Source organism: Anaerofustis stercorihominis (assembly GCF_005844425.1).
GTDB classification, from domain to species: domain Bacteria; phylum Bacillota; class Clostridia; order Eubacteriales; family Anaerofustaceae; genus Anaerofustis; species Anaerofustis butyriciformans.
The window spans coordinates 19,342-32,800 of record NZ_SPHL01000003.1; the positions used below are offsets into that span (position 1 = coordinate 19,342).

Below are 13,459 nucleotides of genomic sequence, written 5' to 3' on the forward strand. Positions count from 1 at the left end.
AATGAATAAAAAAAAAGACAGTTTAAAAACTGTCTTTTTTATTGTCTTTTTTATTTAATTTTTCTTTTTACATATACTAATAAACCTAAAATACAAACACTTGCAGAACAAAGAATTGCACTCCATAAGAATAATTGATTGTTGTCACTTGTTTGAGGATTTAATGTTGTATTAGTTGTTTCATTTAAATTATCATCAACAGATCCAGTGTTTGATGAAACACTTTTATCATTATATCCTAAAGCGTATGTTGAGAATTTAGAAGTACTAAAAGTAATTACATCATCTTTTGTTACAGAATCCAATTTTTCAGCAACACCATCATGTATTCTAACAATGAAGAATTCTCTACCTTCTTTAAGTAAATCTTGAGGAATTACTATGTTAAAATCTGCAGATTTATTTAAATTATTTATCTTTCCAATTATTTCATTATCTGCTTTTATTACAATTGACAAATCAAAATATTGTCCAATTAAATCTTTTTCGTCTAATGTACTTTCAACTAATTCTTTTTCCTCAGCCGTAGCATTTATTTTATCATCAACAACTACCTCAACTGAAATATCTGCTCCATCAGATATTGCACTTTCTAATTTTTTAACAGTATCTTTATCTATAGAAGTAATCTTATCAGAATCGCCGTTTTCTATTTTATTTACAATATCTGAAATTGTATCTAATACGATATTCGTATCATTTTTATCTATTCCTATTTGCATATTTTGAGATGGTTTAGATGTATCTATAGAAGGAGATTCTATTTGTATTTTCTCATTACATATACTACAAACTCCATCTATATAATTATGACCTGTAGCTGGTATTGTAACATCGCTTTTTGTTGTTTCTTTTGTACAATTTTTATCTAAAAAATATTTATCTAAAGCTTCTATATACCAATATTCCTTATTTCCATCTTGTGTGCAATTAGCAACTTTTGCAGGGAAATGTTGTAACTTATATACATTATAAGTATTACCATCTTTAAAAGAAATTGCATCTTCAGCTAAAAAGTTTTTTGTCGGATTTTCCGTTAAACTATTTGAAGGATCAAAATTTTCAAATGTTCCACCTTTAACTGTGATTGATGCATTTGAATTATCAATAAGATTTAGATGCCAATATGTTCCACTATACATTACATCTGCTTTAAATGTCCCTCCATTTATTATAACAGAAGAATCACTCCCTGCTTGTACACATGTAAGACCTGCATGATATACATTATCTTCAAGAACAACTTTACTGTTTCCATCTACTCTTATAGCATAACCTAAAGAGTAATTACTATTCATATATCCACTATTTTCATCTGAATTATATGTTATTGTCCCATTACCTTTAATTGTAACATCTGCACTACCATATATATCAATAAGACCTGCATCTTCAGTATCTTTAATCGCATCATAAGTTAATGTATAACCATTTAAATCTAATGTAACATTATTATCTATTTTCAAAGATTTATATAATGTTATATTATTACTTAATACAACCTCTCCACCTTTTTCAACAGCATCTATCAATTCATCTTGTGTAGATACATTCGTTGCAGCAAAAACACCCGAAGGTAACATTGCCATTACCATTAGCATGGCAACAAGTACAGAAAAAATTTTTTTCTTTAACATTTAAATATCCTCCCTTTTTTTTATCGGGAAGATTTTCTGCGCCCCTTCCCGTATTAATACCTTTCTTTTATATAAAAAGGTATATTTTTGTAACTATGAAAATAAATATATATTAGTATTTCTCTTATAATTTTATAAATTCATTACATAAAACCAAATCTTTATATTGTATTTTCTGTAGCTACAAAAGTCTTATTTCATTTATATCATATTTTTACGAAATATTCAAGATTATTATCCTTTTTTTTACATTAATTATATATAAAAATTAAAAAAAATTTACATAATTTTATTTAAATTATTTTTTTATAATATAAAAAAACAACAAAAATATATATTACAGAAAAAACTATCCTTATTTGTATACCTAAATATAATCGTATTATAATACAGTAATATTATTTTAATCAAATAATTCTTTTGCATAATATACCGACTGCATTGCATCTTTACCGTAAAAATCAGCATTTATCATATCTGCGTATTCTTGATTTAAAACAGCGCCTCCAACCATTACCCTGCACTTTGGACTTTTTTCTCTTAACAATTTAATTGTTTCCTCCATGCTTACAACTGTTGTTGTCATTAAGGCAGAAAGCCCAACAAGTTTAACATCTTCTTTTACAGCCGTTTCTACAATTATTTCAGGATCTACATCTTTTCCTAAATCTATTACATCAAAATTATAATTTTCAAGAAGAACTTTTAATATATTTTTACCTATATCGTGTATATCTCCTTTTACTGTTGCAATAACTATTTTTTCTTTTTTCTCTTCTTCTTTGCCTTCTTTTAAAATCTCGTCTTTTATTATTTCAAATGCAGCTTTTGCCGCATCCGCACTCATTAATAGCTGAGGTAAAAACAAAGTTCCTTTTTCAAATCTCTTACCAACCTTATCAAGTGCAGGAACAAGATATTCATTTATTATATTCAAAGGCTCTTTTTCATTTAGAAGATTTTTTGTTCCTTTTACAGCTTCTTCTTTTAATCCCTTTTCTATTGCATTTTTTAATGAAATTATTTCTTCTTTTGATACTTTTTCTTCTTTTTTAGTATCTGAATATTTTTTTATATAATTTTCAAAATTCTCATCATGATTCATCAAAGCACAAAAACCATAATAAGAACGCATCATGTCTTCTGAAAGTGGATTTATTATCCCAAGATCAAGCCCGCTTTGCATTGCCATTGTATAAAAATTTGAATTTATTATAGGTCTTAAAGGAAGCCCAAAAGAAATATTAGAAACACCCAGTACTGTCTTAACTCCAAGTTCTTCTTTAACACCTTTTAATGCCTCTAATGTGGTTATGGCTCCTCTTGGATCGGAACTTATAGTCATTGCCAAAACGTCTATTACAATATCTTTCTTATCTATTCCATATTTTTTTGCTTCATTAATTATTTTTCTTGCAATTTCAACTCTTCCCCTTGCATCATTCGGTATTCCATTTTCATCAAGAGTAAGCCCAATAACGACTCCTCCATATTTTTTTACAAGAGGAAAAATCTCATCCATTGATTCTTGTTTTCCATTTACCGAATTTATCATAGGTTTACCATTATAGATTCTCATTGATTGTTCAAGTGCATTTGTATTTACTGTATCAATTTGCAGCGGAAGGCTAGTAACACTTTGTAATTCAAAAATAACTTTTTTCATCATTTCAACTTCATCTATATCAGGAAGACCTACATTTACATCCAAAATATCGGCTCCGGCATCTTGCTGCAAAAGAGCTTCTTTTAATATATAATCTAAATCGTTGGATTTCAGCGCTTCTTTTAGTCTCTTTTTCCCCGTTGGGTTTATTCTTTCTCCAATAATTATTGGTTTAGTGCCTATTTCTACTGCATGTCCATAAGAAGAAACAATAGTGCGTTCATTTTTCTTTCTTTTTACAAGATTTCTATCTTTATTATTCTCTACCATTTCTTTTATATGGCTAGGTGTAGTCCCACAACAGCCACCAATCACACAAGCACCTAACTGAACAATTTCTTTCATTATCTCGCCAAATTCTTCTTTTGTTACATCATAATAAACATTACCGTCTTTTTGTTTTGGTAGTCCAGCATTAGGTTTTACGATAACAGGAATTGAAGCATACTCTAAAATTTCTTTAAGTAGTGGTATCATTTGTTTAGGACCAAGCCCACAGTTAATACCAAGTGCATCAACCCCTAAACCTTCAAGCATTGAAACAACACAAGGGATATCTCCACCTGTTAATAATTTACCTTTTTCATCAAAAATAACAGTTGCAAATACAGGAAGAGAAGTACATTCTTTTGCTGCAAGCACAGCTGCTTTTAATTCATAAGTATCTCCCATTGTTTCAATATGAATTAAATCCGCTCCACTATCTTGACCTATTTGAACAACTTGAGAATAAACTTTATAAGCATCTTCAAAGCTTAAATCTCCCATAGGTTTTAAAAGTTTACCGGTAGGCCCAATATCTAAACCTACATAAACTTCTCTATTATCTTTTACTCCTAGTTTTATTGCTTCTTTTACATTTGAAATCCCAAAACGTACTATTTTCTCCAAATCGTACTTATTATCTTTAAATTTAAGCGCATTTGCACCAAATGTATTACTTAAAACTATGTCACTTCCAGCCTCAAAATAACTTCTATGAATATCTATTATTTCTTCTCTATGCTCTATATTCCATATTTCAGGAAGTTCACCGGGTTTCAATCCTCTTTCTTGAAGCATTGTCCCCATTCCTCCGTCAAGGAATAACAACTCTTTTCCCAAACGTTCCAATAACATAAAATTACTCCTTTATTTTTCTAAATTCACAATCTTTTTTATTACAAGTTTTACACCCTCTGTCCATACAAACATTTTTATCTTTTCCTATACCAATAACTGCAGTAACAGATTTTGAAGGGGTTAACATGTAGCCTTGCGTCATTGTAAGACCTATTGTTTTCGCACTATCTAACATTCTAAGAAGCATTTGTTGATGACATATATCAAAATCCCCATACCCAGGACTAAATCTTGGTTTTAAATATCTTTTTTCTCTTTCATATTCTATTTCTTTCTCTTTTTGCCACTTGTCTAAATACTCCTCAAGAATAGCCGCAGCACAAGCTTGTAAAACTACAGCTTTTGACATTTGAGTATTAGAATAACGTCTTATAAGAAAATCTACCTGTATACCCAGAGTAGCTCCTATAACTATAACTTCATCACAACCTGATAAGTTTTTCATTAAATTATTACTTTTTATTTGCATTTGTCCAATACTTATATATTCATTATGAAAACTTAAATTAAAATTACGGTATATAATTTTTTTTGATACGATTCCATTTAATTCTTCTAAAGATTCTTCTATTAAATGTAAAGTTTCATTATCTACAATATTATTTTTATACCCAAGATATCTTATGGTTTCTTTTGTTATTATATCCATTAATATTCCTAACCTTTAATTATATAAGATAAATTTTCCATAATAGCCTTAGCAACTTCCGGTTTATTCATTGAGTATACATGAATATTATTAATACCATTTGCAATTAAATCAATAATTTGATCAGTTGCATAGGCTATACCGGCTTGTTGCATTGCTTTTGGATTATCGCCAAACTTATCAACGATTGCAAGAAAACGCTGAGGAAGTACTGTTCCGGAAAGTTCGCATATTCTCTTCATCTGTTTTCCGTTTGTTACAGGCATTATTCCGGGTAAAACAGGAATTGTTATTCCCTTTTCTCTTATTCTGTATAAAAAATTATATAGTATATTGTTATCAAAAAACATCTGAGTAGTAAGAAAATCCACTCCACAGTCTACTTTATGTTTAAGATTGTCTATATCATCTTTTTTATGCTCCATTTCCACATGTCCTTCAGGATAACAAGCCGCACCTATACAAAAATCTCCGCTTTTTCTTATATCTTCAATAAGTTCGCTTGCATAATGATAATGATTTGGAAGAGGAAAATTACTATCCTTTGGGATATCACCTCTAAGGGCAAGAATATTGTCTATACCTTCATGTTTTAATGTTTTAAGTATTCCCTTTATAGTTTCTTTGGTAGATGATACACACGTTAAATGAGCAAGACTTATCACATTCATTTCTCTTTGTATTTTTGAAGCAATATTTATAGTATTCTTGCTTGTTCCCCCACCTGCACCATATGTTACACTTATAAACGAAGGATGAAGTTTTGCAATTTCATCTACTGCATTCATAACATCTTCAATGCCTGCATCTGTTTTAGGAGGAAAAATTTCAAAAGAGATATGAGGTGTATTTTTAGAAAGAGTATCTTTTATTTTCATATTTTTCTCCTATATATTTTATAAAATTAATAAATAAAAAGCGATATGATAACATACCGCTTTATTCAACAAGTTATTTTATTCAAAAATAGATACTACACTACCATCATATTTTTCATCAATAAAATTTTTAACTGTATCTGATTGAAGAGCTTTAAGTAAAGCTTTTGTTTTGTCAGTTTCTTCGTTTCCTGCTTTTACGCAAAGAATGTTAGCATATGTTTTAGCAGCTTCACTGTCAGCTGTTTCAATTGCGATAGCATCTTTATTTACGCTTAAACCAGCTTCCATTGCATAGTTACCGTTAATTACAGCAAAGTCAACATCTTGTAAACTCTTTGGAATTTGAGCAGCTTCTAATTCTTGAATTTTTACATTGTGAGGATTGCTTTCAATATCTTTAGCTGTTGCATTTAATCCAGCATCTTTTTTAAGTGTGATTACACCATTTTTTTCAAGAAGAAGTAATGCTCTTGCTTCATTTGTTGTATCGTTTGGAACTGCTATTGTTGCACCATCAGGAATATTTTTTAAATCTTTAGATTTTCCAGGATAAATCCCAAGAGGTTCATAGTGAACTGTTCCCACAGATACAAGATTTGTACCTTGTTCTTCATTGAAAGAATCCATGTATGGTTTATGTTGGAAGAAGTTTGCATCCAAAGAACCATCTTCAACGGCTTTGTTTGGTTGTACATAATCAGTAAATTCTGTAATTTCTAGTGTATAGCCTTCTTTTGCTAAATCTTCTTTAACTGCATTTAAAATTTCTGCATGAGGAACTGCTGTTGCTCCTACTTTAATAACTTTGTCATCTGAACTTGAACTACTTCCGCATCCAGCAAATAAGCCGAATACTAAAGCCCCGGTTAATAATACCGCAAATAATTTTTTCATATCTTTTCTCCCTTTTCTTTTTAATTTTATATTCTTTTATCAATCTTCCTTGCAATAATTGTTCCCATTGCCTGAAGAACTTGAACTATTAAAACTAACAATACAACGGTAATAATCATTATTGTTGATTCATATCTGTAATATCCGTAACGTATTGCTATATCACCAAGTCCACCGCCTCCTACAAAACCAGCAAGAGCAGAGTAACTAAGTATGGTTGTTATAGAAATTGAAAATCCTACCATTAAAGAAGGCATTGCTTCTTTAATTAAAACCTTTGTTACTATTTGGTAAACTGATGCACCCATTGAAAGTGAGGCTTCTATAACCCCTCTATCAACCTCCTTAAGTGAAGATTCAACCATTCTTGCAATAAATGGTGCCGCTCCTATAACAAGAGGAACGATTGTTGCTGTTGAACCTATTGTTGTTCCAACGATTAATCTTGTAAAAGGAATTAAAACTACAAGTAAAATCAAAAACGGAACACTTCTTAAAACATTTGTAACAACGTCAAGTATCTTAAATATAACCTTGTTTTCTTTTATTCCTCCTTTTGCGGAAGTTACAAGCAACACTCCCATTGGAAGACCTATAATATATCCTAAAAATGTGGAAACAATGGTCATATATAGTGTTTGAAGAATACCGACACCTATCATTTGCCATTCAGCACTGCCTAACATATTAATCTTCCATCCTTTCCACTACTAAATTTTTACCTTCAAGATATTCCATAACTTTTCTTTTCTCTTCTTCGTCTTTTGGAATTTCTATAACAATTTGTCCAAGAGCTTTTCCTTCTATATCTTTTACGTTTGCATAAAGAATAGAAACCTTAACTCCTGTATCTAAAATCATGTTTGATATAACCGGTTCATGTGTTGTGCTTCCGTCAAATACAATTCTAAGAGAATTATTCTTCAAATCTTGACTCATTTTTTTACTGTCAGGATTAATTGTATTTTTAGCCCAGTTACTTTTTGGATGTGTGAATATTTCTTCAACACTTCCTGTTTCTGTAATCATTGAATTTTCGATTACAGCAACATGAGTACAAATTTCTTCAACAACACTCATTTCATGAGTTATTATAACTATTGTTATACCAAGTTTTTTATTTATGTCCTTAAGCAAATCCAAAATTGACTTTGTTGTATTCGGGTCAAGAGCTGATGTTGCTTCGTCACAAAGTAACACTTCCGGATTTGATGCAAGAGCTCTTGCTATTGCAACTCTTTGTTTTTGACCACCACTTAATTTTGCAGGATAAGCATTTTCTTTTTCACTTAAACCTACCATTTCAAGAAGTTCTAAAGCTCTCTTCTTTGCATCCTCTTTTTTTACTCCTACAATTTCAAGAGGAAACATAACATTTTTTATTACTGTTTCTTGCATCAAAAGATTAAATTGTTGAAAAATCATTCCAACATGATGTCTTGTTTCTCTAAGTTCTTTATCACTTAACTTTGATAAATCTTTACCTGAAATATAAACTCTTCCTTTTGTAGGTTTTTCAAGATAGTTTATACATCTTACAAGGGTACTTTTTCCTGCACCACTCATACCAATTATTCCATATATATCACCTTTGTTTATTTCAAGGTTAATATCTTTTAAGGCATTTACTTCTCCGTCTTTGGAATAAAAAGTCTTATGTAAGTTTTCGATTTTTATAATCGGACTATTATTTTTTTCTAACTCCATATCTTCCAATTCCTCATTTTTTTATTAAATACGCGCTATATTATACCATAAAATTTTTCAATTTTATTTTAAAAATAAAAAAACCTTATCGGTAATTTCTTATAGTATAACACAACTTTTTATTATATGATAATTCTTGTTTTTTATATCTTGTTATAGCTAAAAGTTATATAATAAAAAAACGCCTTTTGGCGTTTTAATATTCTATAAACTTATTTGCTATTTTCCCTATTGCCTTTTTTTCTATTCTCGAAACATACGACCTTGAAATATTATACTTCTTAGCTATTTCTCTTTGTGTATAATTTTTACTTCCTTTTAAGCCATATCTTAAATATATAATTTCCTTTTCTCTTTTAGTTAAAACTTCATCTATAATATTATATAACCTTTCACTTTCTACTTTTAAATTTACTTTAGAATTAACATCATCTTCATCGGTTGACAAAATATCTATAAGGGATATATTATTTCCCTCTTCATCAAAACTTATGTAATCTTCTAAGAAAACATTTGATGATATTTTGCTTTCACTTCTAAGTGCCATTAATATTTCATTATCTATGCACCTTGATGCATATGTCGCAAACTTTGTTCCTTTGCCATAATCGAAAGAATTTATTCCTTTAATGAGACCTATTATTCCAATGGAAATAAGGTCGTCTTTTGGAATATTTGATGAAGAATATTTTTTACTTACATGTGCTACTAACCTTAAATTATGATTAATAAGTTTTTCTTTTGCTTCTTTATTGTTCTCTTCCTTAAACTGTTTGAAATACTTAAGCTCCTCATCTTTTTTAAGCGGTTTTGGAAAAGATTCATTTGAAGATAAATAACCAAGAAAAACAAGGACTTGTTGAAGTAAATCAAGAATACCTAAAAATCCTAACATAAAAAATCACCCCCATAAAATATATGAGGGTAAAAAATAAATTTGCTTGTACTTTTATATATATTTTTTTATCTCCATCCATTCATCTAAAAGCATCTCAAGAGAATATCTTGCATTTGCAGGACTTGTGGAAGGTAATTTTTTATAGCTTATATCAATATCCTTATTATATTTTTTATAAAGATTAAAAGCTGTTCCTCCATTTAAAAATATATTTTTTATTTTTGAATTATCAATAATAACTTTTAAATCATTTGCCTTAACATTTTTTATTGAACTGTCAGAAGAACCTACAATATCACAAGACTCTATTACATCAAAAACAGCTATATGACTATTTAATAACATTTCTTTCTTTTCTTTTACAGTTTTAGGAAGTGGATAATTTGTAATAGTACTTATAACCTTCCAAAACCTGTTTTGAGGATGTGCATAAAAGAATTCCTCTTCCCTTGACTTTACAGAAGGGAAAGAACCTAAAATAAGTATTTTTGAATCTTTATTATATACAGGTTTTATATTATGAAATTCCATTTTAACTCCTTAAATCAATCAAAATAAACTCTTTGTCTGTCAGGATGTTCTCCTGACCATCCTATTTGAGGAAGACACATTAAATAATACATATCGTCTCTTTCAATACTAAAATCAAATATATCTAAATTTTCTTTCATTCTACATATAGATGAAGATTTTATTATTGGCATTATTCCTAATTGATATAAAAATCTAATACAAAGCTGTGGCACTGTTTTACCATATTTCTCTGCCATTTCTTTTAATGATTCTTCATTTAAAACTCTTCCCCTGCCAAGAGGTGACCACGCCTGAACCAAGATATCATTTTTAACACAAAAATCCAATGCGGTTTTTTGTAAATAACCTATATGTAACTCTATCTGATTTACCATAGGTTTTATCTCACAGGTATCCATTAAATTTATAAGATGGTGTGGAAGATAGTTACTTACGCCTATTACTTTAATACGACCTAATTTATATAATTCTTCCATTGCTTTCCAAGTTTCTATATTCTTTTGTTTCCAATTTATATCGTTAGGATTTTCTTTTGGCCAATGAATTAAATAAACATCTAAATAATCGGTATTTAATTCTTTTAATGATTTCTCAAAGGCTTTCATTGTTTCATCATATCCAAGGTCTTCTCTCCATACTTTTGAAGCTATTATTAAATCTTCTCTTTTTACGTTTGAGTTTTTTATCGCTTTTGCAATATCACTTTCATTTTTGTAAAAAGCAGCAGTATCAAAGTAAGTATATCCCGAATTTATTGCATCAATAACTGCCTTTTCACAGTTTCCATTTCCTGCTTTATAGGTTCCAAATCCAATTTTTGGTATTGTAATTGCGTTTGTTAATTTAAAGTTTTCCATTTTCCTCTCCCTTTAATAACACCTTTTACAAGGAGCAAGTCCTTTTTCCTTTGCTTCTTTTAAAGTAATTTTTTCTGCATTTTTCATATTTGAACAATCTGCTTTAGAATGATATTTACTTCCAGACTTTGAAATATAAACATATGTTTTTTCTTCGCTGGAATCATTGGCATTATTATAATTAACATCTTCTTTTACATCTTCACTTTTTTCTTTACTATTCTCATCAATAACTTTTATGTTTATTTCATTACTTTGTATTTTACTATTTTTAGAAATTATTTTTAAAATTGCATTTCCTTCTTCATAACTTTTTATATAAAATTTATCCGCCTGTTTATATATAGTGGCAACATCTTCATTTGAAGAATAAAACTTTATATCATCTTTGAAAAAAGTATCAGGTGAAATATCCACATTTATTTGATAAGTAGAATTAATATTCATTTTTTTTACATTGGAAGACATTTTTATCGAGTTAATTTTTGGAGTAAAAATAACAAAAATATTAATTACAAAACATACCAAAATACATAAAATAATCAATATACTTCTCTTGTTTTTTAATTTATTATCATCATCGCTTTTCTTTAAATAAAAATATAGAAATACTACAAGAGGTATCCATGAAAATGGAAATATTAATATTAAAAATAAAATGCCAAGCATCATAAACAATTTAATTTTATTATTTATTTTCATTTTTTTATCCTTATGATTTTATATACATTATTTTACTACAAAAAATAAAAATACAATAAAAAAACTATGGATTATTCCATAGTTTTTTCATCATTTAAAATCTTCATAAATTCTTCACCTGTAATTGTTTCATGTTCATATAAATATTTTGCGATTTCATGAAGTTTCATAATATTGTCGTTAAGGATTCCTTTTGCTTTTTCATATTGTTTATTAATTACTTCAACGACTTTTTTGTCAATTTCTCTTGCTGTTTCGTTTGAACAAGCAAGGGAAGTATCTCCACCAAGATACATATTGTTTTGTGTCTCTAAAGCAACCATACCAAATTCTTCACTCATACCAAATCTTGTAATCATCGCTCTTGCAAGCTTTGTTGCTTGTTCGATATCATTTGAAGCACCGGTTGTTATTGAATTAAATATAATCTCTTCACTGGCTCTTCCACCTGTAAAAGTTGCAATTTTATTTTCAAGTTCTTCTTTGCTCATTAAGTTATGTTCTCCCTCATCAACTTGAAGTGTATAACCAAGAGCCCCTGAAGTTCTTGGTATTATAGTGATTTTTGTTACAGGAGCAGAATTTGTTTGTTTCGCAGCAACAAGTGCATGCCCTACTTCATGGTAAGCAACAATAAGTTTTTCTTTGTCAGAAAGTACTTTATTCTTTTTTTGATATCCTGCAATTACAGTTTCAATACTTTCTTCCAAGTCTTGTTGTGTAACTTCGCTTCTTCCGTTTCTAACCGCATGAAGTGCAGCTTCATTTATTATGTTTGCAAGTTCTGCCCCGCTTGCACCTGCAGCGGTTCTTGCAATAACTTCAAAATCAACATTTTTTGCTATCTTGATATTTTTAGCATGAACTTTAAGTATCGCTTCCCTGCCTTTTAAATCTGGAAGCTCAACAGGAATTCTTCTATCAAATCTTCCGGGTCTTAATAGTGCAGGATCAAGAGAGTCAGGTCTGTTTGATGCTGCCAATATGATTACACCTTTTGAAGAATCAAAACCGTCCATTTCTGTAAGCAACTGATTAAGAGTCTGTTCTCTTTCATCATTACCGCCTATATTGGCATTTCCTCTTTTCTTTCCTATAGTATCTATTTCATCGATGAACACTATGCAAGGAGCCTTTTCATTTGCCTGTTTAAACAAATCTCTTACTTTTGCAGCACCCATACCTACAAACATTTCTACAAATTCCGAACCGGAAATTGAGAAAAATGGTACGTTTGCTTCACCTGCCACAGCTTTGGCAAGAAGTGTTTTACCTGTTCCAGGAGGCCCTACAAGTAATGCGCCCTTTGGAATCTTCGCTCCGATTTGTTGGTATCTGCCGGGATTATGTAGAAAATCTACTATCTCTGTTAAAGCTTCTTTTGCTTCATCTTCTCCCGCAACATCCTTAAATTTTACTCCGTCAGTTGACTTAACGTATACTTTTGCATTGCTTTTTCCAAACTGCATTGGACCAAATCCACCGGAACCCATTCGTTTTGTCATTTTTTTATTTATAAAACTAAAGAATACTGTAAATATTATTATTGGCAATATAAACCAAATAAAGAAGTTAGAAAAAGCAGAATTTTGTTCTACAATTTCACTACCAAACTTTGCACCACTTTCTTGTAATCTTTGAACAAGTTGAGTATCAGAACTTATGATACCTGTTTTATAAATATGCTTTGGTTCAGACTTATCTGTAAATAATATTTTATTTGATGTAATTTCTACTTCGTCAATTTGTTTTTCTTCAGTCATAGTAATAAATGTACTGTAATCAACTTCTTTAATCTGTTTTGCACTTAAAGAAGGAATTACAAACATATTCATTAAAATAATGAAGATAAGTATTGCACCATAAATTTTTAAAGTACGTTTTGTTCCATTATCCATTTTTTTCATAATTT

At 29.5% G+C, this 13,459-nt stretch carries 12 protein-coding genes; all 12 read right to left on the reverse strand.

The genetic code is table 11. The features are described 5' to 3' along the window. Positions 1-50: 50 nt before the first annotated feature. On the reverse strand, positions 51-1,637 hold the full coding sequence (locus FGQ49_RS01535) for a hypothetical protein (protein WP_138268165.1): 1,587 nt from the start codon (positions 1,635-1,637) through the stop codon (positions 51-53). A gap of 403 nt (positions 1,638-2,040) precedes the next feature. After that, on the reverse strand, positions 2,041-4,422 hold the full coding sequence (locus FGQ49_RS01540; protein ID WP_138268166.1) for a homocysteine S-methyltransferase family protein: 2,382 nt from the start codon (positions 4,420-4,422) through the stop codon (positions 2,041-2,043). 4 nt (positions 4,423-4,426) lie between these two features. Further along, positions 4,427-5,074 carry a vitamin B12 dependent-methionine synthase activation domain-containing protein gene (locus FGQ49_RS01545; RefSeq protein ID WP_138268167.1) on the reverse strand — a complete coding sequence of 216 codons (648 nt, stop codon included), beginning with the start codon at positions 5,072-5,074 and terminating at the stop codon, positions 4,427-4,429. A gap of 8 nt (positions 5,075-5,082) precedes the next feature. After that, entirely contained in the window at positions 5,083-5,952 is an 870-nt protein-coding gene (gene metF, locus FGQ49_RS01550) for a methylenetetrahydrofolate reductase [NAD(P)H] (protein ID WP_138268168.1), read from the reverse strand. Positions 5,953-6,030: 78 nt separating this feature from the next. Further along, the gene (locus tag FGQ49_RS01555) at positions 6,031-6,849 is read right to left on the reverse strand and encodes a MetQ/NlpA family ABC transporter substrate-binding protein (RefSeq protein WP_138268169.1); all 819 of its coding nucleotides are present in this window, start codon (positions 6,847-6,849) and stop codon (positions 6,031-6,033) included. A 26-nt stretch (positions 6,850-6,875) separates the two neighbouring features. Next, the gene (locus FGQ49_RS01560; RefSeq protein ID WP_138268170.1) at positions 6,876-7,535 is read right to left on the reverse strand and encodes a methionine ABC transporter permease; all 660 of its coding nucleotides are present in this window, start codon (positions 7,533-7,535) and stop codon (positions 6,876-6,878) included. A 1-nt stretch (position 7,536) separates the two neighbouring features. Continuing rightward, positions 7,537-8,556 (reverse strand): methionine ABC transporter ATP-binding protein, encoded by a 1,020-nt coding sequence (locus FGQ49_RS01565; RefSeq protein WP_138268171.1) that lies wholly within the window; start codon positions 8,554-8,556, stop codon positions 7,537-7,539. Between the two features lie 196 nt (positions 8,557-8,752). Next, on the reverse strand, positions 8,753-9,451 hold the full coding sequence (gene sigK, locus FGQ49_RS01570) for an RNA polymerase sporulation sigma factor SigK (protein ID WP_138268172.1): 699 nt from the start codon (positions 9,449-9,451) through the stop codon (positions 8,753-8,755). A 54-nt stretch (positions 9,452-9,505) separates the two neighbouring features. Then, positions 9,506-9,985 (reverse strand): DNA-deoxyinosine glycosylase, encoded by a 480-nt coding sequence (locus tag FGQ49_RS01575; protein ID WP_138268173.1) that lies wholly within the window; start codon positions 9,983-9,985, stop codon positions 9,506-9,508. A gap of 14 nt (positions 9,986-9,999) precedes the next feature. Next, positions 10,000-10,845 (reverse strand): aldo/keto reductase, encoded by an 846-nt coding sequence (locus FGQ49_RS01580; RefSeq protein WP_138268174.1) that lies wholly within the window; start codon positions 10,843-10,845, stop codon positions 10,000-10,002. Positions 10,846-10,857: 12 nt separating this feature from the next. Then, positions 10,858-11,547 carry a hypothetical protein gene (locus FGQ49_RS01585; RefSeq protein WP_138268175.1) on the reverse strand — a complete coding sequence of 230 codons (690 nt, stop codon included), beginning with the start codon at positions 11,545-11,547 and terminating at the stop codon, positions 10,858-10,860. Between the two features lie 71 nt (positions 11,548-11,618). Further along, positions 11,619-13,454 carry an ATP-dependent zinc metalloprotease FtsH gene (ftsH, locus tag FGQ49_RS01590; protein WP_138268176.1) on the reverse strand — a complete coding sequence of 612 codons (1,836 nt, stop codon included), beginning with the start codon at positions 13,452-13,454 and terminating at the stop codon, positions 11,619-11,621. Positions 13,455-13,459 lie beyond the last annotated feature (5 nt).

Excerpts from the sequence above, each read along its gene's own strand:
- sigK (WP_138268172.1), bottom strand. The coding sequence starts at position 9,451 with ATGTTAGGATTTTTAGGTATTCTTGATTTACTTCAACAAGTCCTTGTT.
- FGQ49_RS01535 (WP_138268165.1), bottom strand. The coding sequence starts at position 1,637 with ATGTTAAAGAAAAAAATTTTTTCTGTACTTGTTGCCATGCTAATGGTA.
- FGQ49_RS01580 (WP_138268174.1), bottom strand. The coding sequence starts at position 10,845 with ATGGAAAACTTTAAATTAACAAACGCAATTACAATACCAAAAATTGGA.
- FGQ49_RS01575 (WP_138268173.1), bottom strand. The coding sequence starts at position 9,985 with ATGGAATTTCATAATATAAAACCTGTATATAATAAAGATTCAAAAATA.
- FGQ49_RS01560 (WP_138268170.1), bottom strand. The coding sequence starts at position 7,535 with ATGTTAGGCAGTGCTGAATGGCAAATGATAGGTGTCGGTATTCTTCAA.
- FGQ49_RS01540 (WP_138268166.1), bottom strand. The coding sequence starts at position 4,422 with ATGTTATTGGAACGTTTGGGAAAAGAGTTGTTATTCCTTGACGGAGGA.
- metF (WP_138268168.1), bottom strand. The coding sequence starts at position 5,952 with ATGAAAATAAAAGATACTCTTTCTAAAAATACACCTCATATCTCTTTT.
- ftsH (WP_138268176.1), bottom strand. The coding sequence starts at position 13,454 with ATGAAAAAAATGGATAATGGAACAAAACGTACTTTAAAAATTTATGGT.
- FGQ49_RS01545 (WP_138268167.1), bottom strand. The coding sequence starts at position 5,074 with ATGGATATAATAACAAAAGAAACCATAAGATATCTTGGGTATAAAAAT.
- FGQ49_RS01565 (WP_138268171.1), bottom strand. The coding sequence starts at position 8,556 with ATGGAGTTAGAAAAAAATAATAGTCCGATTATAAAAATCGAAAACTTA.
- FGQ49_RS01585 (WP_138268175.1), bottom strand. The coding sequence starts at position 11,547 with ATGAAAATAAATAATAAAATTAAATTGTTTATGATGCTTGGCATTTTA.
- FGQ49_RS01555 (WP_138268169.1), bottom strand. The coding sequence starts at position 6,849 with ATGAAAAAATTATTTGCGGTATTATTAACCGGGGCTTTAGTATTCGGC.